At 71.4% G+C, this 25131-nt stretch carries 25 protein-coding genes; 17 read left to right on the forward strand and 8 right to left on the reverse strand.

Annotated features, from left to right (window positions below; all coding sequences use genetic code 11):
* Nucleotides 1–219 precede the first annotated feature (219 nt).
* Together J2S22_RS20915 and J2S22_RS20920 are read left to right on the forward strand one after the other, a co-directional pair.
* Nucleotides 220–1014 (forward strand): TatD family hydrolase, encoded by a 795-nt coding sequence (locus J2S22_RS20915; RefSeq protein WP_272780784.1) that lies wholly within the window; start codon nt 220–222, stop codon nt 1012–1014.
* Nucleotides 1015–1164: 150 nt separating this feature from the next.
* Nucleotides 1165–2004: an MBL fold metallo-hydrolase gene (locus J2S22_RS20920; RefSeq protein WP_272780783.1), complete on the forward strand. Its 840-nt coding sequence runs from the start codon at nt 1165–1167 to the stop codon at nt 2002–2004.
* Between the two features lie 18 nt (nt 2005–2022).
* On the opposite strand, the gene J2S22_RS20925 is transcribed toward J2S22_RS20920, so the two are convergent.
* The 7 genes from J2S22_RS20925 to J2S22_RS20955 form a co-directional block, all read right to left on the reverse strand.
* On the reverse strand, nt 2023–2538 hold the full coding sequence (locus J2S22_RS20925; protein ID WP_272780782.1) for a nucleoside deaminase: 516 nt from the start codon (nt 2536–2538) through the stop codon (nt 2023–2025).
* 14 nt (nt 2539–2552) lie between these two features.
* Entirely contained in the window at nt 2553–3407 is an 855-nt protein-coding gene (locus J2S22_RS20930; protein ID WP_272780781.1) for an ABC transporter permease, read from the reverse strand.
* Between the two features lie 7 nt (nt 3408–3414).
* A complete protein-coding gene (locus J2S22_RS20935) occupies nt 3415–4194 on the reverse strand; it encodes an ABC transporter ATP-binding protein (protein WP_272780780.1) in 780 nt (259 codons plus the stop codon).
* Between the two features lie 238 nt (nt 4195–4432).
* Nucleotides 4433–5425, reverse strand: a complete 993-nt coding sequence (locus J2S22_RS20940; RefSeq protein WP_272780779.1) for an ABC transporter substrate-binding protein — start codon at nt 5423–5425, stop codon at nt 4433–4435.
* Nucleotides 5422–6351: an alpha/beta fold hydrolase gene (locus tag J2S22_RS20945; RefSeq protein WP_272780778.1), complete on the reverse strand. Its 930-nt coding sequence runs from the start codon at nt 6349–6351 to the stop codon at nt 5422–5424. Before J2S22_RS20945 ends, J2S22_RS20940 begins: the two co-directional genes overlap by 4 nt.
* Nucleotides 6348–7328 (reverse strand): isopenicillin N synthase family dioxygenase, encoded by a 981-nt coding sequence (locus J2S22_RS20950; protein WP_272780777.1) that lies wholly within the window; start codon nt 7326–7328, stop codon nt 6348–6350. The genes J2S22_RS20945 and J2S22_RS20950 overlap by 4 nt, the downstream gene beginning before the upstream one ends.
* Nucleotides 7329–7423: 95 nt before the next feature.
* On the reverse strand, nt 7424–8347 hold the full coding sequence (locus J2S22_RS20955; RefSeq protein WP_272780776.1) for a LysR family transcriptional regulator: 924 nt from the start codon (nt 8345–8347) through the stop codon (nt 7424–7426).
* A gap of 155 nt (nt 8348–8502) precedes the next feature.
* On the opposite strand from J2S22_RS20955, the gene J2S22_RS20960 reads away from it, so the two are divergent.
* The 15 genes from J2S22_RS20960 to lpxB all read left to right on the forward strand — a co-directional run bounded on the left by J2S22_RS20960 (nt 8503) and on the right by lpxB (nt 24310).
* Nucleotides 8503–8979, forward strand: coding sequence for a hypothetical protein (locus J2S22_RS20960; protein ID WP_272780775.1), 477 nt, complete (start codon nt 8503–8505; stop codon nt 8977–8979).
* Nucleotides 8980–9169: 190 nt separating this feature from the next.
* Nucleotides 9170–10177 carry a 30S ribosomal protein S2 gene (locus tag J2S22_RS20965; RefSeq protein ID WP_272780774.1) on the forward strand — a complete coding sequence of 336 codons (1008 nt, stop codon included), beginning with the start codon at nt 9170–9172 and terminating at the stop codon, nt 10175–10177.
* Nucleotides 10178–10350: 173 nt separating this feature from the next.
* Nucleotides 10351–11274 (forward strand): translation elongation factor Ts, encoded by a 924-nt coding sequence (gene tsf / locus J2S22_RS20970; protein WP_272780773.1) that lies wholly within the window; start codon nt 10351–10353, stop codon nt 11272–11274.
* A gap of 91 nt (nt 11275–11365) precedes the next feature.
* The gene (gene pyrH / locus J2S22_RS20975; protein ID WP_272777251.1) at nt 11366–12082 is read left to right on the forward strand and encodes a UMP kinase; all 717 of its coding nucleotides are present in this window, start codon (nt 11366–11368) and stop codon (nt 12080–12082) included.
* A 153-nt stretch (nt 12083–12235) separates the two neighbouring features.
* The gene (gene frr / locus J2S22_RS20980; protein WP_272777252.1) at nt 12236–12799 is read left to right on the forward strand and encodes a ribosome recycling factor; all 564 of its coding nucleotides are present in this window, start codon (nt 12236–12238) and stop codon (nt 12797–12799) included.
* Between the two features lie 48 nt (nt 12800–12847).
* Nucleotides 12848–13615 carry an isoprenyl transferase gene (locus tag J2S22_RS20985; RefSeq protein ID WP_272777253.1) on the forward strand — a complete coding sequence of 256 codons (768 nt, stop codon included), beginning with the start codon at nt 12848–12850 and terminating at the stop codon, nt 13613–13615.
* A gap of 2 nt (nt 13616–13617) precedes the next feature.
* Nucleotides 13618–14487: a phosphatidate cytidylyltransferase gene (locus J2S22_RS20990; protein ID WP_272777254.1), complete on the forward strand. Its 870-nt coding sequence runs from the start codon at nt 13618–13620 to the stop codon at nt 14485–14487.
* An 18-nt stretch (nt 14488–14505) separates the two neighbouring features.
* Nucleotides 14506–15729, forward strand: a complete 1224-nt coding sequence (gene dxr, locus J2S22_RS20995) for a 1-deoxy-D-xylulose-5-phosphate reductoisomerase (RefSeq protein WP_272777255.1) — start codon at nt 14506–14508, stop codon at nt 15727–15729.
* Between the two features lie 54 nt (nt 15730–15783).
* Complete coding sequence (locus J2S22_RS21000) at nt 15784–16935, forward strand: M50 family metallopeptidase (RefSeq protein WP_272777256.1); 1152 nt, start codon at nt 15784–15786, stop codon at nt 16933–16935.
* Between the two features lie 167 nt (nt 16936–17102).
* Nucleotides 17103–19637 carry an outer membrane protein assembly factor BamA gene (gene bamA / locus J2S22_RS21005; protein ID WP_370878230.1) on the forward strand — a complete coding sequence of 845 codons (2535 nt, stop codon included), beginning with the start codon at nt 17103–17105 and terminating at the stop codon, nt 19635–19637.
* A 241-nt stretch (nt 19638–19878) separates the two neighbouring features.
* The gene (gene lpxD / locus J2S22_RS21010) at nt 19879–20955 is read left to right on the forward strand and encodes a UDP-3-O-(3-hydroxymyristoyl)glucosamine N-acyltransferase (protein ID WP_272777258.1); all 1077 of its coding nucleotides are present in this window, start codon (nt 19879–19881) and stop codon (nt 20953–20955) included.
* A gap of 10 nt (nt 20956–20965) precedes the next feature.
* The gene (gene fabZ / locus J2S22_RS21015) at nt 20966–21427 is read left to right on the forward strand and encodes a 3-hydroxyacyl-ACP dehydratase FabZ (RefSeq protein WP_272777259.1); all 462 of its coding nucleotides are present in this window, start codon (nt 20966–20968) and stop codon (nt 21425–21427) included.
* A 5-nt stretch (nt 21428–21432) separates the two neighbouring features.
* Nucleotides 21433–22242 carry an acyl-ACP--UDP-N-acetylglucosamine O-acyltransferase gene (lpxA, locus tag J2S22_RS21020; protein WP_272777260.1) on the forward strand — a complete coding sequence of 270 codons (810 nt, stop codon included), beginning with the start codon at nt 21433–21435 and terminating at the stop codon, nt 22240–22242.
* Between the two features lie 50 nt (nt 22243–22292).
* Entirely contained in the window at nt 22293–23123 is an 831-nt protein-coding gene (locus J2S22_RS21025; RefSeq protein WP_272777261.1) for an LpxI family protein, read from the forward strand.
* Complete coding sequence (gene lpxB, locus J2S22_RS21030) at nt 23120–24310, forward strand: lipid-A-disaccharide synthase (protein ID WP_272777262.1); 1191 nt, start codon at nt 23120–23122, stop codon at nt 24308–24310. Before J2S22_RS21025 ends, lpxB begins: the two co-directional genes overlap by 4 nt.
* On the opposite strand, the gene J2S22_RS21035 is transcribed toward lpxB, so the two are convergent.
* Nucleotides 24289–25056 (reverse strand): GntR family transcriptional regulator, encoded by a 768-nt coding sequence (locus J2S22_RS21035; protein ID WP_272777263.1) that lies wholly within the window; start codon nt 25054–25056, stop codon nt 24289–24291. The two genes, lpxB and J2S22_RS21035, sit on opposite strands and share 22 nt — an antisense overlap.
* Nucleotides 25057–25131: the final 75 nt, after the last annotated feature.

Raw genomic sequence — 25131 nt, forward strand, 5'->3', positions numbered from 1 at the left:
GTCCCCCCGCGCGCGCGCCCCGGCCCCGCCCCCCCCCCCCCCCCCCCGCGGGGGGGGGGGGGGGCCCGGGGGGGGGGGGGGGGGGGGGGCCGCCCGTCCCGCAAGCTCGGAGGTCGTGGAGCGCCCCCTCACCCGGTTCCTCGCTGCCCGAGGACCCACCCTCTCCCACGAGGGGAGAGGGTTTCGGCCCGTGCCGCGGATCAGATGAAGAGTCCCGGAATGCTCGTCGACAGCCACTGCCATCTCGACTTCCCCGACTTCGCCGACGATCTCGACGGGATCGTCGCCCGGGCCCGCGCCGCCGGGGTGGGGCGGATGGTGTCGATCTCCACGCGCGTGCGCCGGCACGACGCGCTGCTCGCCATCGCCGGGCGCTACGACGACGTGGTCTGCTCGGTCGGCACCCATCCGCACCATGTCGCCGAGGAGACCGACGTCACGCTGGACGATCTGCTCGCACGCGCGGCGCATCCGAAGGTGGTGGCGATCGGCGAGGCCGGGCTCGACTACTTCTACGACTACGGGCCGCGCGACCTGCAGGCGAAGAGCTTCCTGATCCATGTCGAGGCGGCGCGGAGAACCGGCCTGCCGCTGGTGATCCACACCCGCGAGGCCGACGCCGACATGCAGCGCATGCTGGAGGAGGAGGCCGCCAAGGGGCCGTTCGTCGCGGTGCTGCACTGCTACACGGGCGGCCGCGCGCTCGCGTTCCGGGCGATCGAGCTCGGTCACTACGTCTCGTTCACCGGCATCGTGACGTTCAAGAAGTCCGAGGAGCTGCGGGCGCTGGCCGCCGACATCCCGGCCGACCGCATCCTGGTGGAGACCGACGCGCCGTATCTGGCGCCCGGAAAGTTCCGCGGCAAGCGCAACGAGCCGGCCTATGTGGGGGAGACGGCGCGCGTGCTGGCCGAGACGCGCGGCGTGACGCCGGAGGCGTTCGCGGCGCAGACCACCGAGAACTTCTTCCGGCTGTTCTCGAAGACACCGCGGCCCGCGGAGGCGGCGGCGTGATATGACGTCGACGGTTTTCTCCGGTCATTCCGGGGCGCCGCGCAGCGGCGAACCCGGAATCCGGCGGAGAGCGCGGTGCGAGTGGCTGGATTCCGGGTTCGCGCCTTCGGCGCGCCCCGGAATGACGACATTGCGGTTTTCGGAGGTGGCATGACGCTCACGGTCACGATCCTCGGCTGCGGCTCGTCGGGCGGGGTGCCGCGGCCGGCGCTCGGGTGGGGCGTGTGCGACCCGGCGAATCCGCGCAACCGGCGGCGGCGCTGCTCGATCCTGGTCGAGCGCCGGGCGGCCGAGGGGAAGACCCGCGTGCTGGTCGACACCGGCCCGGATTTGCGCGACCAGCTGCTCGACGCCGACGTCGACTGGCTCGACGGCGTCCTCTACACCCACGAGCACGCCGACCACACCCACGGCATCGACGACCTGCGCGGCCTGTTCATGCACATGCGCCGCCGGCTCGACCTCTATCTCGACGAGCCGACCTGGCGGGTGATGTTCGCGCGCTTCGGCTACTGCTTCGTCACGCCGCCCGGCAGCGCCTATCCGCCGATCGCCAACGAGCACCGCATCGCGCCCGGCGAGCCGGTGACCATCGCCGGGAAGGGCGGCCCGGTGACGGCGCTGCCCTTCCTCCAGGACCACGGCGACATCCCCTCGCTCGGCTTCCGGTTCGGCGGGCTCGCCTATTCGAGCGACCTCGTGAACATGCCGGAGGAGAGCGCCGCCATGCTGGAGGGGCTCGACCTGTGGATCGTCGACGCGCTGCGCTGGAAGCCGCATGTCAGCCACTTCTCGGTCGACCAGGCGCTCGCCTGGATCGACCGCCTGAAGCCGAAGCGCGCCATCCTCACCAACCTGCACAGCGACCTCGACTACGAGGAGCTGAAGGCCTACCTGCCGGCCGGCGTCGAGCCGGCCTTCGACGGCATGCGGGTCCGTCTCGCCGACGGCGAGGTGGTGGTGGAGGACACCGAAGCCGCCCGGTCCTGACCTCACCGCCGTGCCGGCTCAGCCCTCGGTCGCCCAGAACCCGTCCTGCAGGGCGGCGGCTTCGTCTTCCAGCAGCGGGCCGATGACCGTGACGGGCCGCTGGCCGGCCGCGAAGACGGTGCGGCAGGGCAGGTCGAGCGTCGGGTTCTCCGGGTGGTCGCCGGTCTGCGCCTTGAGGTGGCGCTCGCTCTGGCCGTAGACGACGCGGCCGATGCCGGCCCAGTAGATGGCGCCGGCGCACATCGCGCAGGGCTCGGCCGAGGTGTAGAGCGTGCAGGTCGCGAGGAACCGCGGCGGGTGCGCCCGCGAGGCGCGGCTCGCCAGCAGACGCTCGGCATGCGCCGTCATGTCCCGGCCCTCGGCCGTGTAGCCGTTGCCCTGCTCCATCAGCACGCGGCCGTCGGGGCCGACCAGGATGGCGCCGAACGGATGGTCGCCGCCGTCGCGCGAGCGGCGGGCGACGTCGAAGGCCCGGCGCAGGAACCCCTCGTGGTCGAGTTCGGGCAGGGCGGCGCCCGTGGCATCGTCGCTCATGTCGTCGCTCCGGTTCATCGCTCCGACTTCGGGAGCGACCACGGCACCAGCATCTTCTGCGCCAGCCCGACCAGGCGGAACAGCGCCAGGCTGATCGCCACCAGCACGACGAGCCCGGCGAAGGCGGCCGGGATCTTGAAGAACGAGGTCGAGAACAGGATGAAGAAGCCGAGCCCGCGCTCGGCGGCGACGAACTCGGCCACCACGGCGCCGATCACCGCGAGCGTGGTCGAGATCTTCAGGGCCGAGACCAGGTGCGGCACCGCGTAGGGCAGGCGGATGTGGAGGATCTCGCGGCTGCGCCCGGCGCGCAGCGAGCGCGACAGCTCGATCAGCTCCTCCGGTGTCGACAGCAGGCCCGTCACGGTCGAGACGACGATCGGGAAGAACGTGATCAGGAACGTGATGACGACGCGCGGCAGGTCGGAGGCGCCGAGCGTCACCACGATGATCGGCGCCACCGCGACGATCGGGGTCGACTGCACCACGACCAGCATCGGATAGAGGGTGCGCGACAGCAGCCGCGACGAGGCGAGCGCCACGGCGAGCGGCACCGACACGGCGATGGCGAGCAGGTATCCCATCAGCGCCACCCGCAGCGTCGCCCAGATGTGGCCGAGCCAGACCTCGGCCGGCGTCGCGAGGCCGGCCGCCACGATGGCGCTGGGGGCGGGGAGCAGGAAGGACGGGATGGCGAACACCCACGTCGCGGCCTCCCACACGGCGAGCGCGGCCGCGAAGGCGAGCGCCGGCGCGAAGCGGTCGAGCCAGGCGAGGAGTGTCGTCCCCACGCCCGCGGCCGGCGCCGTCGGCGCGGCGTCGGTCTCGGGAAGGGTCGTCTCGGGAGCGGCTGCGGTGGTGTCGCTCATGGCGGCCTCAGGCGGCGGCGGGGCGGGAGAAGAGGGTGCCGCGGATGTGATCGGCGAGCGCATGGAAGGTCGGATCCGTCAGGGTGGCGAGGGAGCGCGGGCGCGGCAGCGGCACGTCGAGGATCTCCCGCACGCGGCCGGGACGCGGCGTCATCACCACGATGCGGTCGGCGAGCAGCACCGCCTCGGGGATCGAATGGGTGATGAACAGCACGGTCTTCGGCCGCTCCGACCAGATGCGCAGGAGCTCGAAGCTCATCTCGTCGCGGGTGAGCGCGTCGAGCGCCGAGAACGGCTCGTCCATCAGCAGGATGTCGGGATCGAGCAGCAGGGCGCGGGCGATCGCGACGCGCTGCTGCATGCCGCCGGAGAGCTCGTCGATGCGCTTGTCGGCGAAGTCGGCGAGGTCGACGAGCGCGAGGAGCTCGCGGGCCCGCGCCCGTTCCGCCTCGCCCACCCGCCCGTACTTGTGGCGCATCGGGAACGTGACGTTGCCGAGCACGTCGAACCACGGCAGCAGGGTGGGGCGCTGGAACACGATGCCGATCTCGTCGCGCGGCTCGGTCACCGGCATGCCCCAGATCTCGACCGATCCGCGGGTCGGCGCGATCAGGCCGGCGATCAGCCGCAGCAGCGTGGACTTGCCGCAGCCCGACGGCCCGAGCACGGCGACGAACTCGTGCCGGCCGATGTCGAACGAGACGCCGTCGAGCGCCGTGACGGCGCGCCCGGCCGCGGTCTCGAAGACCTGGCCCAGTCGCTTGAAGGAGATCACCGGGGGCTGCATGGTCGGTCCTTTCGTGATCGACGAGAGACGGGATCCGGCTGATCGGTTCGGTGGTCATTCCGGGGCGGCGCGCAGCGCCGAACCCGGACTCCAGCCGCGACCACGGAGCTTGCCGCTGGAGTCCGGGTTCGAGTGCCTGCGGCACTCGCCCCGGAATGACGGCGACCGATCCCTCGGCAACGGCACGATACGGTCGCGGGTCACGGCGGCCGCGACCGGCCGCCGTGAGCACGGCCGCTCACTTCGCCGCGGCGCGGTCCACCGCGGTCTCGGGGTCGAGCTTGTCGAGCGGCAGGTTCTGGGCCTTCGCCACCCACTCCCAGGACGTCTTCAGGAGCTTGGCGTCGAAGGCGCCGTCGCCGTCGCGCCTGGAGACGTCGTTGACCATCAGCGGGATCGACGAGACGAACTGCTTCTCGGCGGTGGCGACGTCGATCTCCGGCACCATCGCCTTGAGGGCCTCGGCCGCGGCCTTCGGGTCGGCGATCGCCATCCGGGTCGCCTCGGCATAGGCCTTGACGAACTTCTTCACGACGGCGGGGCGGTCCCTGAGCATCTTCTCGGAGACGAACAGCGACAGGCCGTAGCCGTCATAGCCGTAGTTCGACCACGGCAGCACCACGAGCTTCTTCTTCGCCTCGCCGACCGGCCCTTCGAAGGCGGCGGCGACCGTCACCCAGTTGATGGTGGCGACGACCTGGCCGGCCGCCAGCATGGGGGCGAGCGCGCCGGGATCGACCTTCAGCATCTGGACGCTCGCCGGATCGATGCCGTTCGCGCGCAGCACCAGCGGCCACGCCACGTTGGAGGACGAGAAGGTCGCGGTCGCGATCTTCTTGCCGGCGACGTCCTTCAGGCTGGTGATGCCGGAGCCCTCGGTGGTGAAGATCGCGTCGGCCTGCTTGGTGTAGATCGCGTACACGGCCTTCACGGGCACGTTCGTCTCGGCCTTGGCCTGCAGCAGCGCGGCGAGCCCGCCGGTGCCGATGTCGGCCGCGCCGGTGCCGAGCTTGGTGACGACGTCGCTCGAGCCGCGGCCGCTCTGGATCGTCACCTCGAGGCCCTCGGCGGCGAACAGGCCCTTCTTCACCCCGAGATAGGGCACCGCCTTGTCGCCGGCCGGCAGCCAGTCGATCATGAAGGTGACCTTTTCGGCGGCCCGGCCGGGGGTGCCGAGCAGCACGGCCAGCGACAGCGCCAGCACGGTGATCCGGGTCAGTCTGCCTGTCATGGAGTCCTCTCTCGCTGTGGAGCCTTGGCGGCGAAGTCGTCGGGGGCGAAGTCTCGGGTCGTGAAGTCTCGGGTCGTGAAGTCTTGGGCGGTGAAGTCTTGGGCGGTGAAGTCGTCGGCGCGGCGGTCCGCCGCCGCGGTCGTCGTCGTGAGAAACGGCACGATCGCCTCCGCCAGCAGCCGCGGCGCCACGAGCTGTGGCGCGTGCCCGGTGGGCAGCGACACCACGGCGGCGCCCGGCACCAGCGCCTGCATCCGGCGCTGCAAGATCGGGACCACGGAGCGGTCGGCGGTCGCCTCGACATAGAGGCGCGGCACGCGGCCGAAGCGCGCGGCGGTGAGGCGCGGCCGCACGGCGCGGCCGCCCTCCGGCTGGGCGGTGAGCTGTCGCGCCGCGCTGCGGGCCGCCGCGGCGTCGCAGTCGTGATAGAAGAAGGCGAGCGCCGCCGCCTCCGGCACCGTGCTGCTCGCGCGGTCCGCCGACCACACGAGATGCGGCCCGATGCCTGCGGCCTCGGGATGCTCGGCGATCACGTCGCGCACCAGATCGGCATAGGCCATGCCGTCGGGCAGCATCATGCCGGCGACGTAGACGATGCGCGCGACGCCGTCGGGATCGGCCTCCGCCACCTGCGAGGCGACGAGGCCGCCGCCCGAATGGGCGACCAGCGACACCGGCCGGCCGCGGCGGGCGATCGCCGCCCGCACGTGCTCGACATAGAGATCGAGCGACACCGGCCGGGGCGCCGGCGTCGTGCCGTTGCCGGGCAGGTCGATCGCCTCGAAGGCGAGACCGGCGGCGGCGAGCTCCGGCACGAAGGCGTCCCACGCCCAGGCGCCCTGCCAGGCGCCGTGGATCAGCAGCACCGGATCGGCGTCCGTCGGATGCTGGCGCGCGGGGGCGGCCGCGCCGGCGACGGCCCTCACGCGTAGGTCCGGGCGTACATGTCCTTCAGATGCGCCTCGACCGTGGTCGGCGCGTATGTGGGCGTCTCGCCGGCCGCCAGGCAGGTCGGGATGCATTCGATCGGCTGGTCCGGATTGCCGGTGTAGAAGAACGGCACCGAGTAGCGCTCGCGGCCCGACACGTTGACGACTCGATGGAGCGTCGAGCGATAGCGGCCGTTGGTCCAGCGGGCGATCAGGTCGCCGAGATTGACCACGTAGGCGCCGGGGATCGGCGGGGCGTGGATCCAGGTGCCGGCCGCCTCGTCCCACACCTGCAGGCCGCCGACGTCGCCCTGCAGCAGCAGCGTCAGGCTGCCGAAGTCGGTGTGGGCGCCGCAGCCCTTCTCGCCCGGGGCGGCGTTGGCCGGCTGCGGCGGATAGTGCAGGAGCCGCAGCGTCGCCAGCGGGTCGCGGTCGAACACCGCGAAGTGGTTCTCCGGCAGATCGAGCGACAGGGCGATGCCGCGCATCAGCCGGGCGCCGAGATCGAGCATCGCTGCGAAATAGGCCTGCATGGTCGGGCGGAAGCCGGGCAGGTCGGCGGGCCACTGGTTGGGGCCGCGGTTGAACCGCCTCGCGGCGACCCGCGGGTCGTCGAGCGGCAGGTCGGGGCCGATGTAGAAGCCCTCCTTGAGGTCGGGCGGGGCGCCGGGCTCGAGCGTCTGCGCCTTCAGCGGCTCGTAGCCGCGGTTGCAGAAGGACAGCGCCATGTCGACCGCCTGCTTGCGCGCCATCGGCTGGTCGAAGAACGCCTTGGATTCGGCCAGCACGGCAGCGATCAGGCCCTGCGGCACGCCGTGCCCGATGACGTAGAAGAATCCCTTGTCGAGGCAGGCGGCGCGCAGCGCGGCGCCGACCGCGGCGCGGTCCTCCGGGCGCGACGAGCTGAGGCCGGTGGCGTCGATGATGGGCAGTTGCGCGTCGGCGACGCGTACGGCGTCGAGGGTGGCCGCCATGTCGAGGTCTCCTCCGTGGGTACGGGAAAACCCTAAGCGGCGGCGCAGCGTTCGCGAAAGAAGAGAAATGGCCTCGGGCCGATGCCGAAACGGCATCAGCCTCGGGCGTTCTCCAGCTGCTCGCGGGCGGCGAGCGCCCCGGCGAGGATCTGCAGGAAGAGATCCAGCACGGCGGGCAGCGAGCGGCCGGCCCGGACATAGACGCCGAGGTCGCTCCACACCGGCCCGCCATTGTCGAGCGGCACGTGGACGAGCCGGCCGTCGGCGAGCTGGCGCTCGAGGCCGATCCGGGTCTGGAACGCGATGCCGGCGCCGCGCTCGGCGAGCTCGCGCATCAGCTCGATCGACGAGGCGGTGACGCAGGGCTCGAACGAGCGGGGCAGGCGGGCGAGCGCCGGCCCGAGCAGCTGGTTGATGGAGAGCTCGGGCGTCGCCAGGATGATCGGGTGGTCGAGGCAGGCGGCGAGGCTGACGGTCCTGCGGCTCGCCAGCGGGTGGTCCGGCGGCACGATGGCGCCGAGCTTGAACCGGCTCACCGCCACCTGGCGCAGCTCCGGCGCCCGGCGCAGCGCGAAGGCGACCCCGACGTCGGCGTCGCCGGCCGCGATGGCGTCGGGAATCGCGAACGACCCCATGGTCGACACCGCGATGGTGACGCGCGGTGCGCGCGCCCGCAGCGTGCCGATCACCTCGGGCAGCAGGGCGCCGCACACGCCCTCCACGGTGCTGACGGCGATGTGGCCGGCGCGGGCGCCGCGCAGCCCCTCGATGTCGGAGCGGGCGCGTTCGAGGTCCTGCAGCACCACGAGAGCGTGGCGGGCGATCGCCTCGCCGGCCGCGGTGAGCTTCAGCCCGGCCGGCAGCCGCTCGAACAGCGGCGCGCCGATCTCGGCCTCGAGCTTGACGATCTGCCGGTTGACGGCCGAGGAGGCGACGTTGAGCCGGCGGGCCGCCTCGCGGATCGAGCCGGCCCGCCGCACGGCGTCGAAATACACGATGGCGGCCGAATGGATGCGCACGCTGTCCTCTCGCGGGCCGGCCGGTCCTGCGGCCGTGTCGCGCTAGTGGAATGCTAAGCATGTCATGGACGTCGCCGACAATATCGGTGTCGGGTAACCGCTCGTTAACCGCTTCGGCGAAATCATGGTCCCGTCGCGCCACCGACGAGGGCCGCATGTTCTTCAAGCGAACGACCGCGAAGTCCGTCGCCGTGATCGATGCCTTCCATGCGGCCGCGCCGAAGCTGCGGTCGCCGGAGCACGCGGTGGCGCAGGCCGCCTTCGCCGGCATCGCCCAGGCCGTGCTGGAGCGCCATCGCACCCGCAACTACCGGTCGCTGCCGCGCCGGCTGCAGCGCGACCTCGCCCTGGTGCTCGTGCTGGTCCACGACGACCAGCCGTCCTTCGACCGCGCCCTGGTCGCCGCCGGCATCCCGATCGACGACCTCGTCGCGCTGCGCGAGCGCGCCGTGCGGCGCGACGACCTCCTCGAACGCGCCCGGCTCGCCATGCGCATGGCGCTCGCCGAGGCCCGCGCCGTCCGCCGGGCGGCCCGCGCGGCGGCCCTCGCCACCGCGGCCGGGGCGGCGGCCTTCGAGGACCCGCTGGAAGACATCCTCCTCGCCCCCGAGGCCGGCCGGCTCGCCGCCTGACCGGCGCCCGGGCGGCGGCGCATCGCCCGTCGGCCGTTGCATTCCGGCCCCCGCGCCCCTATAAGCGCGCCATCTCACACGCGGATTCTCAGGCTTCGTGCCGTCCGGTGGCTGTCGGGCGACCCTTCCCGCTGAGGGCAGGGTCGGCCGGGTCCACACGATCCGCGGAGGAAAAACCGGAGAACTATCAATGGCGCTGCCCGATTACAGCATGCGCCAGCTGCTCGAAGCTGGCGTCCATTTCGGCCATCAGTCGCATCGCTGGAACCCGAAGATGAAGGAGTACATCTTCGGCGCCCGCAACAACATCCACATCATCGACCTCGCCCAGACGGTGCCGCTGATGCACCGGGCGCTGCAGACCATCAGCGACACGGTCGCCCGCGGCGGCCGCATCCTGTTCGTCGGCACCAAGCGCCAGGCCCAGGAGATCGTCGCCGAGAGCGCCAAGCGCTGCGCCCAGTACTACGTCAACTCGCGCTGGCTCGGCGGCACGCTGACCAACTGGAAGACCATCTCGGAGTCGATCAAGCGGCTGCGCAAGCTCGACGAGATGCTCGCCTCCGGCGAGGCCCAGGCCTACACCAAGAAGGAGCGGCTGACGCTCACCCGCGAGCGCGACAAGCTCGACCGGGCGCTCGGCGGCATCAAGGACATGGGCGGCCTGCCCGACCTCCTGTTCGTGATCGACACCAACAAGGAGGACATCGCGATCAAGGAGGCCAAGCGCCTCGGCATCCCGGTGGCCGCGATCGTCGACACCAACTGCGATCCGGACGGCATCACCTACATCGTGCCCGGCAACGACGACGCCGGCCGCGCCATCAGCCTCTACTGCGATCTCGTCTCGCGCGCCGCCATCGACGGCATCTCGCGCGCCCACGGCGAGGCCGGCATCGACATCGGCGAGGCCGAGACCCCGATCGTCGAGGACCTGCCGTCCGAGACGGCGGCGCCCGGCGGCGTCGGCTACGAGCAGCTCTCCGGGCCGCGCGGCGTCGCCGACGACCTCAAGAAGCTCACCGGCGTGTCGCCGGCGATCGAGCGCAAGCTCAACGACCTCGGCATCTTCCACTACTGGCAGATCGCCGCCTTCGGCCCCGACGCGGCCAGCCATGTCGGCGACGCGGTCGGCCTGCCGGGCCGGGTCGAGAAGTGGATCGCCAAGGCCAAGGAACTGAGCGCCGAGGCCGAGTGACAGCGACGGCGGCGCCGGGCAGGGGCCCGCGCCGCCTTCGACCGTTCGCGCCGCCGCGCCCCCTATCCGTCACGGTGGCGTCAAGTTAGTCGTGGATGCCCGGGTCCGGCGCGGCCGGACGGGTCCGGTCGCCGACCGGGCCCGCGAGCGTCCCGTCCAGAGGACAATTCGACATGGCGAACATCAGCGCTTCATTGGTGAAAGAGCTCCGCGACAAGACCGGCGCGGGCATGATGGACTGCAAGGCCGCGCTCGGCGAGACCAACGGGGACCTCGAGGCGGCGGTCGACTGGCTGCGCAAGAAGGGCCTCGCCAAGGCCGCCAAGAAGGCCGGGCGCGTCGCCGCCGAGGGCCTGATCGGCGTCGCCGTGAAGGGCAAGAAGGGCGTCGTCGTCGAGGTCAACTCGGAGACCGACTTCGTCGCCCGCAACGACCTGTTCCAGGGCCTGGTGCGCATGGTCGCCCAGGTGGCGCTCGACGTCGGCACCGACGTCGAGACGATCGCGGCCGCCAAGGTCGGCGAGACCACCATCGCCGAGGCGCTGTCGTCGGCGATCGCCACCATCGGCGAGAACATGACGCTGCGCCGCGCCGCCGGCGTCGAGGTGTCGCAGGGCGTCATCGGCCAGTACGTGCACGCCTCGGTCGGCGAGGGCCTCGGCAAGATCGGCGTGATCGTCGCGCTCGAGTCGGCCGGCAGCGCCGACGAGCTGACCGCGCTCGGCCGTCTGGTCGCCATGCACATCGCCGCCTCCAACCCGCAGGCCGTGGACGAGGCCGGCGTCGACCCGGTCGTCGTCGCGCGCGAGAAGGAAGTGATCGCCGACAAGGCGCGTCAGCAGGGCAAGCCCGACAAGGTGATCGAGAAGATCGTCGAGTCCGGCATCAAGACCTTCTACAAGGAGGTCTGCCTGCTCGATCAGCCCTACATCCACGACACCGGCAAGAGCGTCGCCCAGGCCCTCAAGGAGGCCGAGGGCAAGGTCGGCAGCGCGATCAAGGTGACCGGCTTCGTGCGCTACGCCCTCGGCGAGGGCATCGAGCGCAAGGAGAGCGACTTCGCGGCCGAGGTCGCGGCCGCGGCCGGGCAGGGCTGACCCTCTCCACCGTCGCGTGCGGCGGCGGGCCCGCGGGCCGCGCCGCCGCACGGCGTCGCCAGACCAGCGATCGGCCGTGGGAGAGCATCACATGACGGCGGCAGGCTACCGGCGGGTCATCGTCAAGCTGTCGGGCGAGGCGCTGAGCGGCGCCGAGCCGCACGGGATCGACCAGGCCACGGTCGACTGCTACGCGGCCGACCTGGTCGCCGCCCGGGCGACGGGCGTGACGCTGGGGGTGGTGGTCGGCGGCGGCAATCTGCTGCGCGGCGCCACGGCGGCCAGCCACGGGGCCGACCGCACCATCGCCGACGTGATGGGAATGCTGGCGACCGTGATGAATGCGCTGGCGCTGGAGTCGGCGATCGAGCGGCTCGGCGCGCCCGCCCGTACCGTCTCGGCGATCGCCATGCCGCAGGTCTGCGAGACCTACGAGCGCCGCGCCGCGCGCCGCCATCTCGACGACGGCCGCATCGTGCTGTTCGCCGGCGGCACCGGCAATCCGTTCTTCACCACCGACACGACGGCGGTGCTGCGCGCCGCCGAGATGGGCGCCGAGGCGGTGCTCAAGGCGACCAACGTGGACGGCGTCTACAGCGCCGACCCGAAGACGGATCCGACCGCGACGCGATACGAGCGTCTCGGCTTCGACGAGGCGCTCGGCAAGCGGCTCGGCGTCATGGATCTGACCGCGTTTTCCCTTGCCCGGGACCATCGCATCCCTATCATCGTGTTCTCGATCCGCGAGCCCGGGGCCGTCGAATCGGTCTTGCGAGGAACCGGTCGCGCCACGATCGTCGGTGGCTGACGTGCCGTCCGGCACGGGTTCGGCGACCGGAGTCGTGAAGGCCGGAATTGCGAAGACCGGACGCGTGACGACCATTGGGTTGATTGCGAGCGGCGCGCCCGAAGGATCCGAGTCCCGCTCGGGTGCAGTGCCGTCGCTTCTGGAGAAGTGTCGATGACAGCCGAAACCTACGACATCAACGAACTGAAGCGCCGCATGCAGGGCGCCGTGCAGATGCTCAAGCAGGAGCTCGGCGGGCTGCGGACCGGCCGCGCCTCGACGGCGCTGCTCGATCACGTCCAGGCGGAGGTCTACGGCAGCCACATGCCGCTCAACCAGCTCGCCTCGATCAGCGTGCCGGAGCCGCGGCTGATCAGCGTCCAGGTGTGGGACAAGTCGGCCGTCCACGCGGTCGAGAAGGCGATCGTCGCCGCCAATATCGGGCTCACCCCGAACACCGAAGGCCAGGTGATCCGCCTGCGCGTGCCGGAGCTCAACGAGGAGCGCCGCAAGGAGCTGGTCAAGGTCGCGCACAAATACGCCGAGACGGCGCGGGTCGCGGTCCGCCACGTCCGCCGCGACGGCATGGAGCTCCTCAAGAAGCTCGACAAGGACGGCAAGATCGGCCGCGACGAGCACGACCGCATGTCGGAGGAGGTCCAGAAGGCCACCGACCAGACCATCACCGACATCGACCACACGCTCGCCGCCAAGGAAAAAGAGATCATGACGGTGTGATGCGGCGGTACGGATGACGGTGTGACCTTGGACGCCCGGAGCCTCGCCATGTCCACATCCGCCCCGGAGGCGGTGCTCGACGCGACCGCGAGCGGTCGCGGCGCCCCCCGCCACGTCGCCGTCATCATGGACGGCAACGGGCGCTGGGCGGCGCAGCGCGGCCTGCCGCGGCGCGAGGGACACCGGCGCGGCGTCGAGGCGCTGCGCCGCACCGTGCGGGCGGCCGGCGAGCTCGGCATCGGCATCCTCACCATCTTCTCGTTCTCCTCGGAGAACTGGTCGCGCCCGCCGTCCGAGATCAGCGACCTGATGGGGCTGCTGCGCCGCTTCATCCGCAACGACCTCGTCGACCTCCACGAGAGCAACGTGAAGGTCCGGGTGATCGGCGAGCGGTCGACCCTCGATCCGAGCATCGCCGGCCTGCTGCGCGAGGCCGAGGATCTGACCCGCGACAACACCGGCCTCGTCCTCGTCGTCGCCTTCAACTACGGCTCGCGCCAGGAGATCGCCCGCGCCGCCCAGCGGCTCGCCGCCGAGGTGGCGGCCGGCCGCCTCGCGCCCGAGGCGATCACGGCCGAGCTGATCGCGTCCCGTCTCGACGCCCCCGATCTGCCCGACCCCGACCTCATCATCCGCACCAGCGGCGAGCAGCGGCTGTCCAATTTCCTGTTGTGGCAGGCCGCCTACAGCGAGCTGGTGTTCGTGCCGCTCTACTGGCCCGAGTTCGACCAGGCCGCCCTCGAGGGCGCGATCGCCGAGTACCGGCGGCGCGAGCGCCGGTTCGGCGGGCTGGCGGCGGCGGGAGCCGGAACCTGACCGTGTCCCATGACGCCCCGGCCCCGGCGAGGCCGGGCGAACCATCCGCCGAGAAACGCAGCGAGAAGCGCAGCGACACGCTGATCCGCGTCGTCTCCGCCGTCGTGCTGGCGCCGCTCGCCATCGCGGCCGTGCTGGTCGGCGGCTGGCCGTTCGTCCTGTTCTGGGCGATCGCGGCGATCGGCGTGCACTGGGAGTGGTCGTCGGAGATCCTGCGGGCGCCGCGCCTGCCGCAGGCGATCGGGGCCGGGGTGCTGGCCTTCGCCGGGCTGGTCGCCGGCACCGGGCGGCCCGGGCTCGCCGTGCTGGTGCTGGCCGGCGGCGTCGCCCTGATGGCGGTCGCGGTCCGCGAGCGGCGGGCCTGGTGCGTCGGCGGGCTCGTCTATGCCGGCCTGGTGCTGGCCGGCCCGGCGGTGCTGCGCGCCGACCCGTCCTTCGGGGTCGTCGCCATCTTCGTCCTGTTCGCCGTGGTGTGGGCGACCGACGTGCTCGCCTATTTCGGCGGCCGCGCCATCGGCGGGCCGAAGCTCGCGCCGTCGATCAGCCCGGGCAAGACGTGGTCGGGCGGCGTCACCGGGGCGGTCGGCGGGGTCGTGGCCGGGCTTCTGGTCGCAGCCGTCGCCGGGGTGCCGAATCTCCTCGCCGTGGCGGTCCTGGGCTTGGTACTGTCCTGTGTCTCGCAGGCCGGCGATCTCTTCGAGTCGGCCGTCAAGCGGCGCTTCGGCGTCAAGGATTCCAGCCGGATCATTCCGGGGCATGGCGGTCTGATGGACCGGCTCGACGGCTTCCTGGCCGCCGCCGGCGCCGCCGCCCTGCTCGGGGCGATGCGCGGCGGCCTCGACGGTGCGGCGCAGGGATTGCTGGTCTGGTGATTGTTCTGGTGTATCGCGATGAGCCCCGTTCCCATTGACGTGACGCCGGCCGTGGCCCCGGTGGAGCGCAGCGTCACGCTGCTCGGCGCCACCGGCTCGATCGGCTCGAGCACGGTCGACCTGATCCGCCGGGCGCCCGACCGCTACCGGGTCGAGGCCGTGACGGCGGCCAAGAACGCCGTCGCGCTGGCCGCGCTCGCCCGCGCGCTCGGGGCCCGGTTCGCCGCGGTCGCCGACCCGGCCCTCTACGACGAGCTCAAGCGCGAACTGTCGGGCAGCGGCATCGAGGCCGGCGCCGGGCCCGAGTCCCTGGTCGAGGCGGCGCGCCGCCCGGCCGACTGGGTGATGGCCGCCATCACCGGGGCGGCGAGCCTGAAGCCGACGCTGGCGGCCGCCGACCGCGGGGCGATCGTGGCGCTCGCCAACAAGGAGTGCCTGGTCTGCGCCGGCACCCTGTTCATGCGCCGTGCCGCGGCGGCCGGCGCCACCGTCCTGCCGGTCGATTCCGAGCACAACGCCGTGTTCCAGTCGATGGCCTCCGGCCGGCGCGCCGACGTGAAGCGCATCATCCTCACCGCCTCGGGCGGCCCGTTCCGGTCCTGGTCGATCGAGCAGATCCGCCGGGCGACCGTCGAGGAGGCGCTCAAGCATCCCAACTGGTCGATGGGACCGAAGATCACCATCGACTCGGCCAGCATGATGAACAAGGGCCTGGAGATCATCGAGGCCCACCACCTGTTCGAGGCGGGCCCCGACGAAATCGACGTCCTGGTCCATCCGCAGTCGATCGTGCACGGCGGCGTCGAGTTCATCGACGGCTCGATGGTGGCCCAGATCGGCCCGCCCGACATGCGGGTGCCGATCGCCCACTGCCTCGCCTGGCCGGCCCGGATGGACGGGGCGACGCGCCTGTCCTTCGACAAGCTCGCCAACCTGACCTTCGAGGAGCCGGACGAGACCCGGTTCCCGGCGCTGCGGCTCGCCAAGGCGGCGCTGGCGACCGGGCAGGGCGCTCCGACCGTGCTGAACGCCGCCAACGAGATCGCGGTCGCCGCCTTCCTCGACCGCAAGATCGGCTTCCCGCACATCTCGGCCCTGGTCGAGGCGACGCTCGACGCCAGCGCGTCCCGCGGCGTCCTGCGCGAGCCGGTCGATCCCGAGGAGGCCCTCGACGTTGACCATACCGCGCGAACTTTGGCGCACGGCCTCTTGCCGGAAATCGCCGCAAAGGCATTCTACTAGCATTAACGAATGGTGACCGGCGCATCCGGTCGGCAACCCCTGCGCGAGGTCGTGATGGGATCGAATCTGCTTGCGTCGCTGAACGATCTCGGCCTCGGCTTTGTTGGCTATCTCGTTCCGTTCCTTTTCGTTTTGACCATCGTGGTGTTCTTCCACGAGCTCGGCCACTACCTGATCGCCAAGTGGAACGGGATCAGGGTGCTGACCTTCTCGATCGGCTTCGGGCCCGAGATCGTCGGCTTCGACGACCGCAGCGGCACCCGCTGGAAGCTCGCGGCGATCCCGCTCGGCGGCTACGTCAAGTTCTACGGCGACGAGAACGCGGCCAGCGTGCCCGACCAGGACGCGCTGTCCGGCCTCTCCGAGGCCGAGCGCCGGCAGACCTTCCCGGGCCAGTCGGTGGCGGCGCGGGCGGCCGTGGTCGTCGCCGGCCCGCTGGCGAATTTCGTTCTGGCCATCGTGATCTTCGCCGGGATCTTCATGTTCCACGGCAAGCAGACCACGACCCCGCGGGTCGATTCGATCCAGGCCGGCAGCGCCGCCGAGGCGGCCGGCTTCGCGGTCGGCGACATCGTCCGGGCGATCGACGGCCGGCGGATCGACAGCTTCTCCGAGATGCAGCGCATCGTCAGCGGCGCCGCCGGCCAGACGCTGCGGGTCGAGGTCGACCGCGGCGGCGCCCTGCTGACCCTGCCGGTCGTGCCGACGCTGCGGGAGGTGAAGGACAATTTCGGCAACGTCCACCGCATGGGGGTGCTCGGCATCTCGCGCTCGATGGCGCCCGGCGACGTCAAGACCGAGTCGGTCGGGCCGCTCGCGGCGGTCGGCATGGGCGCGGCGGAGACCTGGTTCATCGTCGAGCGGACGCTCGGCTACATCGGCGGGATCGTGGTCGGCCGGGAGAGCGCCGACCAGCTCGGCGGGCCGATTCGCATCGCCCAGGTGTCCGGGCAGGTGGCGACCGTGGGATTCGTGGCGCTGCTGCACCTCGCCGCCGTGCTGTCGGTGTCGATCGGGCTCCTGAACCTGTTTCCGGTGCCGCTGCTCGACGGCGGGCACCTCATGTTCTACGCGATCGAGGCGGTGCGCGGCCGGCCGTTGTCGGAGCGGGCCCAGGAGGTCGGCTTCCGCATCGGCTTCGCCCTGGTCATCATGCTCATGATTTTCGCAACCTTTAACGATATCCTGCACTTGGCCTCGTCATAATGTGCGCACAAGTCCGCCACAATGTGTGACGTCGAGGCCACTGACGGCGGCCAAATGGAGAGCCTGGGGAGACTCTCTGTTTGCAGGGGGAACCAAAGCCGATACAAGCGAAGACGGAATCGATCGCGACGGGCGGTGGTGGGGATTCTTTTGGGGGCCCATAGCGTATGGCACTGGGGTTGAAGGCAAATCGGACGTTCGCTGCGATCGCCTTGATGGTCGCTCAGACGTTCACGGCGGGGGTGGTCGCGACCGCTACGGTCACGCCTGTGCTCGCGCAGTCGGCGTCGCAGATCGTCGTCGAGGGTAATCGGCGCGTCGAGGCCGATACCATCAGGTCCTACTTCCGGGTCGGCCCGGGCGAGCGGCTCGATGCCGCGAAGCTCGACCAGGCCCTGAAGGCCCTCTACGCAACCGGCCTGTTCGAGGACGTGCGCATCACCCCGTCGGGTGGCCGAATCGTCGTCACCGTCGTCGAGAACCAGGTGATCAACCGGGTCGCCTTCGAGGGCAACCGGAAGCTCAAGGACGAGCAGCTCTCCACCGAGATCCAGTCCCGGCCGCGCGGCACCTTCTCGCGGGCCGTGGTGCAGGGCGACACCCAGCGCATCGTCGACATCTATCAGCGCTCCGGCCGCTACGACGTCCGCGTCGAGCCGAAGATCATCGAGCTGCCGAACGGCCGCGTCGACCTCGTCTTCGAGGTGGACGAGGGCGCCAAGACCGGCATCGCCAAGATCGAGTTCGTCGGCAACAAGGCGTATTCCGACTGGCGCCTGAAGGACGTCATCAAGACCGGCGAGACCAACTGGCTGTCGTGGCTGAAGAGCAACGACATCTTCGATCCGGACCGGGTCGAGGTCGACCGCGACCTGATCCGCCGCTTCTACCTGCGCAGCGGCTACGCCGACGTGCGCGTCGTCTCGGCGATCTCCCAGTACGACCCGTCCCGCAAGGGCTTCGTCATCACCTTCACGATCGACGAGGGCGAGCGCTACAAGTTCGGCTCGGTCGAGATCCAGTCGTCGGTGCGCAACATCGACGTCGAGCGGCTGCGCGGCCGGCTCAAGACCAAGTCGGGCGGCGTCTACAACGCCGACGCGGTCGAGAAGTCGGTCGAGGACCTCACCGTCGAGGTCGCCAAGCTCGGCTATCCGTTCGCGTCGATCCGGCCGCGCGGCGACCGTGACTTCAACGCCCGCCTCGTCAACGTCGTCTACGTGATGGAGGAGGGGCAGCGGGCCTACATCGAGCGGATCAACATCCGCGGCAACACCCGCACCCGCGACTACGTGATCCGGCGCGAGTTCGACATCGTCGAAGGCGACGCCTACAACCGCGCGCTCGTCGACCGGGCCGAGCGGCGAATCAAGAACCTCAACTACTTCAAGACCGTCCGCATCACCAACGAGCCCGGCTCGGCGCCCGACCGGGTGGTCGTGAACGTCGACGTGGAAGAGCAGTCGACCGGCGAGTTCTCGGTCTCCGGCGGCTACTCGACGGCGGACGGCTTCATCGGCGAGGTGAGTGTCGGCGAGCGCAACCTGCTCGGCCGCGGCCACGTCGCCCGCGCCTCGGTGCAGTACGGCGAGCGCGCCCGCGGCTTCGAGCTGTCCTTCGTCGAGCCCTATCTGATGGGGCAGCGGCTGGCGCTCGGCGTCGACGTGTTCGGCAAGGAGACGACCTCGTCGTCCTACTACTCCTACACTTCGAGCACGATCGGCGGTAACCTCAAGCTGGGCATCCCGATCACCGACAACTTCTCGATCCAGCCGCGCTACACCGGCTACCGGCAGGAGATCGAGCTCGACCAGGCCTACAACAACTGCTGGAACCCCGGCGTTACGCCTGGTCTGCCGAGCAGCGCTGCCGGGTACTATCCGACCCCGCAGTATCAGGGCGCAATTGATCCTTCGACCGGCCTGGCGTTCACCTACAACTGCTACAATGACGGCGAGGCCTCGCTGGCGGTGCGGCGCGAGCTCGCCAACGGCCCGGTCTTCGTCTCGGCGGTGGGCTCGACCTTCAGCTACAACACGCTCGACAACAACAAGAACCCGACCAACGGCCTGATCGTCACGCTGAACGAGGATTTCGCCGGTGTCGGCGGCGACGTGAACTACTCGAAGACCACGCTCGACACCCGGCTCTACAACGAGATCCTGCCCGACGTCGTCGGCTCGATCCGAGTGCAGGGCGGCTTCGCCACCGGCTGGGGCGGCGAGGAGCTGCGCATGCTCGACCACTTCCAGGGTGGTCCGAACCTGGTGCGCGGCTTCCAGACCGCCGGCTGGGGCCCGCGCGACATCACGCCGGGCACCAACCAGGACGCGCTGGGCGGCTCGATGTACTGGGCCGTGAACCTGGAGGTTCAGACCCCGCTGTTCTTCGCCCCGAAGGACTTCGGCATGAAGCTCGCGGTGTTCGCGGACGCCGGCCAGCTGAGCGACTACAAGGGCCCGACCTCGTGGGCGGAGCGCGGCCTGGTGATGACCTGCCCGGGCCAGGCTCTGAATCCGACGAACCCGCTGGCCAACGTGCCGTGCTACGGCGACGACAACATGATCCGGTCGTCGGTCGGCGTCGGCCTAATCTGGAACTCGCCCTTCGGTCCGCTGCGCTTCGACCTCGCCTATCCGATCACCTACGCGGATTACGACAAGAAGCAGATCTTCCGGTTCGGTGGCGGCACCAAGTTCTGACGCTCCGCCCGACCTGACGGGGCCGGCTCCCGCCGGCCCCCGGTTTCCGCGCCCGGGGCCGTCGCCCCGGGCGTCGCATTTCGGCCTCCCGGAAAAAACGGGGCGCCGCCGCCACTGCGGCGTTGTCAGGCCCGGCCGAAACTGGCAACCCTCTGGCCATGCTTCGCCCGGCCGATCGCCGTTCCTCCCGTCCTTTCGAGCCCTGCGCCCGGCCTCGCCGCGCCGGGGCAGCGCCGCCGTCATGAGCGAACCGTTCTTCTTCGAGCCCGCGACCACGCTCACCGTCGCCGAGATCGCCCGCCTCACCGGCGCCGAGCCGGGACCGGGGGCGCCGCTCGACCGGGTGATCCGCGACGTCGCCACCCTGGACCAGGCGGGGCCGTCCGACCTCGCCTTCCTGGAAAATCCCCGCTACGCCGACGCGCTGCCGCGCAGCCGCGCCGGCGCCTGCCTGATCGCCCCGCGCTTCGCCGCGTCGGCGCCGGCCGGCCTGCCGGTGCTGACCGTGCGCGACCCGCACCGCGCCTTCGTGGCCGTCGCCCGCGCCCTCTATCCGTCGGCCCTGCGGCCGGTCTCGTTGTTCGGCAGCCAGGGCGTCTCGCCCGGCGCCTCGGTGCATCCGGCGGCGCGGCTGGAGAGCGGCGTCGTCGTCGATCCGGGCGCCGTGGTCGGGCCGGGGGCCGAGATCGGCACCGGCACCGTGATCGGGCCGACCGCGGTGGTCGGGCCCGGGGTGCGCATCGGGCGTGACTGCGCCATCGGGGCCGGCTGCACGCTGACCCACGCGCTGGTCGGCGACCGGGTCATCATCCATCCCGGCTGCCGGATCGGCCAGGACGGGTTCGGCTACGTCATGGGGGCGGGCGGCCACCAGAAGGTGCCGCAGCTGCGCCGGGTGATCATCCAGAACGACGTCGAGATCGGCGCCGGCACCACCATCGACCGCGGCGGCACCCGCGACACCGTGATCGGCGAGGGCACCAAGATCGACAACCTCGTGCAGATCGGCCACAACGTGCTGATCGGCCGGCATTGCGTCATCGTCGCCCAGACCGGGATCTCGGGCAGCGCCGTGCTGGAGGACTACGTGGTGCTCGGCGCCCGCGCCGGCGTCAACAACCACGTGGTGATCGGCGAGGGCGCCCAGGTCGCCGCGGTGAGCGGCGTCAACAGCGACATCCCGCGCGGCGAGCGCTGGGGCGGCGTGCCGGCGAAGCCCGCCAGGGCGTGGATGCGCGAGCTGCGCGCCATCAACCGCCTTGCCCAGTCGCGTGGCGGCGGTGATAAGACCGATCCATCAGATGACGACAGGCATTGAGGACGCCGCGATGACCGAGGCTGTCAAGACATTGGAGGCGGCCGACATCTCGGCCATCATGAGATCGCTGCCGCACCGCTACCCGTTCCTGCTGGTCGACCGCGTGACCAACATCCGCGGCGCCGAGTTCGGGATCGGCATCAAGAACGTCACCTTCAACGAGCCGCAGTTCATGGGGCATTTCCCCGAGATGCCGGTGTTTCCCGGCGTCCTGATGATCGAGGGCATGGCGCAGACCGCCGGCGTGCTCTGCGTGCTCTCCGGCGAGATCGGCCGGCCGCCCTACACGGTCTACTTCACCACCATCGACAAGGCGAAGTTCCGCAAGCCGGTGACGCCCGGCGACACGATCGAGTACCACATGACCAAGCTCTCAAGGCGGCGCAACATGTGGTGGTTCCGCGGCGAGGCGAAGGTCGCCGGCCAGGTGGTCGCGGAAGCCGAGGTCAGCGCCGTCCTGTCGGGAGCCTGAACCGAATGCCCTCCATCGACCCGAGCGCCCGCGTCGCGGACGGAGCCCGTCTCGCCGACGACGTCGAGGTCGGCCCGTTCTGCACGATCGGGCCGAACGTCGAGATCGGCGCCGGCACGAAGCTGGTCTCGCATGTCGCGATCACGGGCCACACCGTGATCGGCGAGCGCAACGTCATCCGTCCGTTCGCCTCGCTCGGCACGCCGCCGCAGTCGACCCACTACCGCGGCGGGCCGACCCGCCTGGTGGTCGGGTCCGACAACGACATCCGCGAGGGCGTCACCATGAACACCGGGACCGAGGACGACCACGGCCTCACCCGGGTGGGCAGCCACTGCTTCTTCATGGTCGGCTCGCATGTCGGGCACGACTGCGTGGTCGGCGACCACGTCACCTTCGCCAACAACGCCGTGCTGGGCGGCCATGTCCAGGTCGGCAGCCACGTGGTGTTCGGCGGCCAGGCGGCGGTGCGCCAGTTCGTCCGCATCGGCGACGGCGCCATGATCGTCGGGCTGTCCGGCGTGCGGGCCGACGTGATCCCGTTCGGGCTCGTGCACGGCCAGTCGGCCGAGCTGATCGGCCTCAACGTCGTCGGCATGAAGCGGCGCGGCCTCACCAAGGCCGACATCCACAAGGTGCATCGCGGCTTCGAGGCGCTGTTCTTCGGCGAGGGCACGTTCCGCGAGCGGCTCGACCTCGTCGCCGCCGATCTCGGCGACGACCCGCTGATCGGCCAGATCGTCGCCTTCATCCGCAGCGGCACGCGCCCCCTCACCATGGGGGTCAAGCGCGCCGCGCTGCGCGTCGCGTCGTGAGCGGGCCCGCGGCGGCCGCCGGCCGGGCTGCGGCCGAGGGGCCGCTCGCGATGATCTGCGGTGGCGGCCGGCTGCCGGGCGACATCGCCGCCAAGGTCGAGGCGGGCGGCCGGCCCGTCGTCATGTTCGCCATCGAGGGCTGGGCCGATCCCGCCGTCGTCGCGCCGTTCCGCCATCACTGGCTGTCGCTCGCCCGCTACGGGACCTTCCTGCGGCTGATGCGGCAGGAGGGCTGCCGCGACCTCGTCGTCATCGGCATCCTGCTGCGGCCCTCGCTGTGGCAGCTGCGGCCCGACCTGGGGACCGTGCGGGTGCTGCCGCGCATCGTGCGGGCGTTCCGGGGCGGCGACGACCACCTGCTCACCAGCCTCGGCCGCATGCTCGAGGACGACGGCTGCCGGCTGCTCGGCGCCCACGAGGTGGCGCCCGACATCCTCGCCGCCGCCGGGCCGATCGGGGCCCGCATGCCGGGCGCCCGCGACGCCGCCGACATCGCGCTGGGGCTCGGCCTGCTCGCCGCCACCAGCCCGTTCGACGTCGGCCAGGCCGCCGTGGTGGCGAACCGCCACGTCCTCGCCGTCGAGGCGGCGGAGGGCACGGACCGCATGCTGGCCCGGATCGCCGAGCTGCGCGAGATCGGGCGGATCAAGCTGCCGCGCGGCGTCGGCGTGCTGGTGAAGGCGCCCAAGGTGGGGCAGGACCAGCGCTTCGACATGCCGACCGTCGGGCCGAACACGATCGACGGCGTCGCCCGTGCCGGCCTCGCCGGCCTCGCGGTCGCCGCCGGCGGCGTCATCGTCGCCGAGCCGCAGGAGGTCGTGCGGCGCGCCGACGCGGCCGGCCTGTTCGCCGTCGGCGTCCCGACTCCGGAGGGCGCATGAGCACGGCCGGGCCGACCATCGCCGTGGTGGCCACCGAGGCGTCGGGCGACCGGCTCGGCGGCGGCCTGATGCAGGCGCTGCGGGCCCGGGTGCCGGACGCGCGCTTCGTCGGACTCGGCGGGCCCGACATGATCGGGCAGGGGCTGCACAGCCTGTTCCCGATCGACGAGCTCGCCATCATCGGCATCACGGCGATCCTGTCCCGGCTGCCGGAGCTGCTGGGCAGGATCGGGTCGGCCGCCGACGCCATCGTCGCGGCGAAGCCGGACGTGCTCGTCATCGTCGACAGTCCGGAGTTCACCCACCGGGTCGCGAAGCGGGTGCGTCGGGCGCTGCCCGATCTGCCGGTCGTCGACTACGTGTCGCCGTCGGTGTGGGCGTGGCGGCCCGGCCGGGCGCGCGCCATGGCCGCCTATGTGGACCACGTGCTGGCGCTGCTGCCGTTCGAGCCGGCGGCGCACCGGAGGCTCGGCGGGCCGGCCTGCACCTATGTGGGCCATCCGCTCGCCGCCGAGGCGGCGCTGCTGCGGCCCGGACCCGCGGAGGCCGCGCGGCGCGAGGCGTCGCCCCCCGTGCTGCTGGTCTTGCCGGGCAGCCGCGGCGGCGAGCTGGCCCGCCACGCGCAGCTGTTCGGCGACGCCCTCGCGCGCCTCGTCGAGCGCCGCGGCCCGGTCGACGCCGTGCTGCCGACCCCGCCCCATCTCTCGTCGCGCGTGAAAGACGCGACCGCGGGATGGAGCGTGCAGCCCCGCATCGTCGCGACGCCGGAGGAGAAGTGGGCGGCGTTCCGCGGCGCGCGGGCGGCGCTCGCCGCCTCCGGCACCGTGACGCTGGAGCTCGCCGTCGCCGGCGTCCCGACCGTCGTCGCCTACAAGGTTCCGCTGATCGAGGAGCTGATCGCCCGTGCGATGATCAAGGTGCCCTCGATCGTGCTGGCCAACCTGGTGCTGGGCGAGAACGTCATGCCGGAGCTGGTCCAGCGTGCCGCGACGCCGGAGACGCTGGCCGCCGCGCTCGCCCCGCTGCTCGCCGACACGCCGGAGCGCCGCGGCCAGGTCACGGCGTTCGCGACGCTCGACGCGATCATGCAGATCGGCACCGCGCAGCCGAGCGAGCGTGCCGCCGACATCGTCCTGGCCGAGATGCGGCGGCGGAGCGCCGGCCGTCAGGCGCCCGCCACGGGCTGACGCGGGTTCGCGTCGAGCCGCTTCATGCTGCTCTGGTAGCTGTAGCGATCGGCCGGATGGATGCTGAGGGACACCTCGGCCAGCATGCCGGGGCTCAGGATGTACTGGCGCCGGATCGCCAGCGCGTGGCTCTGCGGCGCGGCCCGCAGGACCGGCGCGAGGTCGTCCGGGATGCCGACCGCCGTGATGGTCTGCCGGATCTCGCTGATCGAGCGACCGGAGATCGATTCGAGCAGCGTCCCGAAGATGGCGACATGGCCTTCCATCCGGGCCTGCACGGCGGCGCTGAAGCTGGCGTGGATGTAGACGTCGGTCCAGCAGATCGGCGTCTGCGTCGCATCGCCGGGGACCAGCCGGACGAAGGAGATCCGCAGCCAGCGCTGCCCCGGACGGCATCCGAGCCGCGCCGCGAGGTCGTCGTCGGCGACGATCTCGCCGACCGCCTGGATGCGGCGCTCGGTCTCGACACCGAACTGCTGCACGGCCTCGATCGATCCGAGGGTGTGCGAGAAGGTGCCGGCCCGGGTGGCCGCCGGCAGGGCCTCGACCCGGGTTCCGGCGCTCTTGCGCCGGCTGACCAGCCCCGAATTCTGCAGCTCCTGCATCGCCGCGCGAACCGTCGACCGGCTCACCGCGAACTGCTTCGCGAGATCGATCTCGTTGGGCAGGAACGAGCCGACGGGGTGGCGGCCGTCGGCGATCGCCGCCGTGATCGCCCGGGCCACATAGGCGTACCGCGTTTCCAAGTCTTGCTCCTGTGCGCAGTGCGGCGCGGTTCCGCTCAAGACACCCGCCGGTGTCGAAACGTCAAGACCGGTGCT

This window comes from Rhodoplanes tepidamans (genome assembly GCF_030813915.1).
GTDB lineage: Bacteria > Pseudomonadota > Alphaproteobacteria > Rhizobiales > Xanthobacteraceae > Rhodoplanes > Rhodoplanes tepidamans.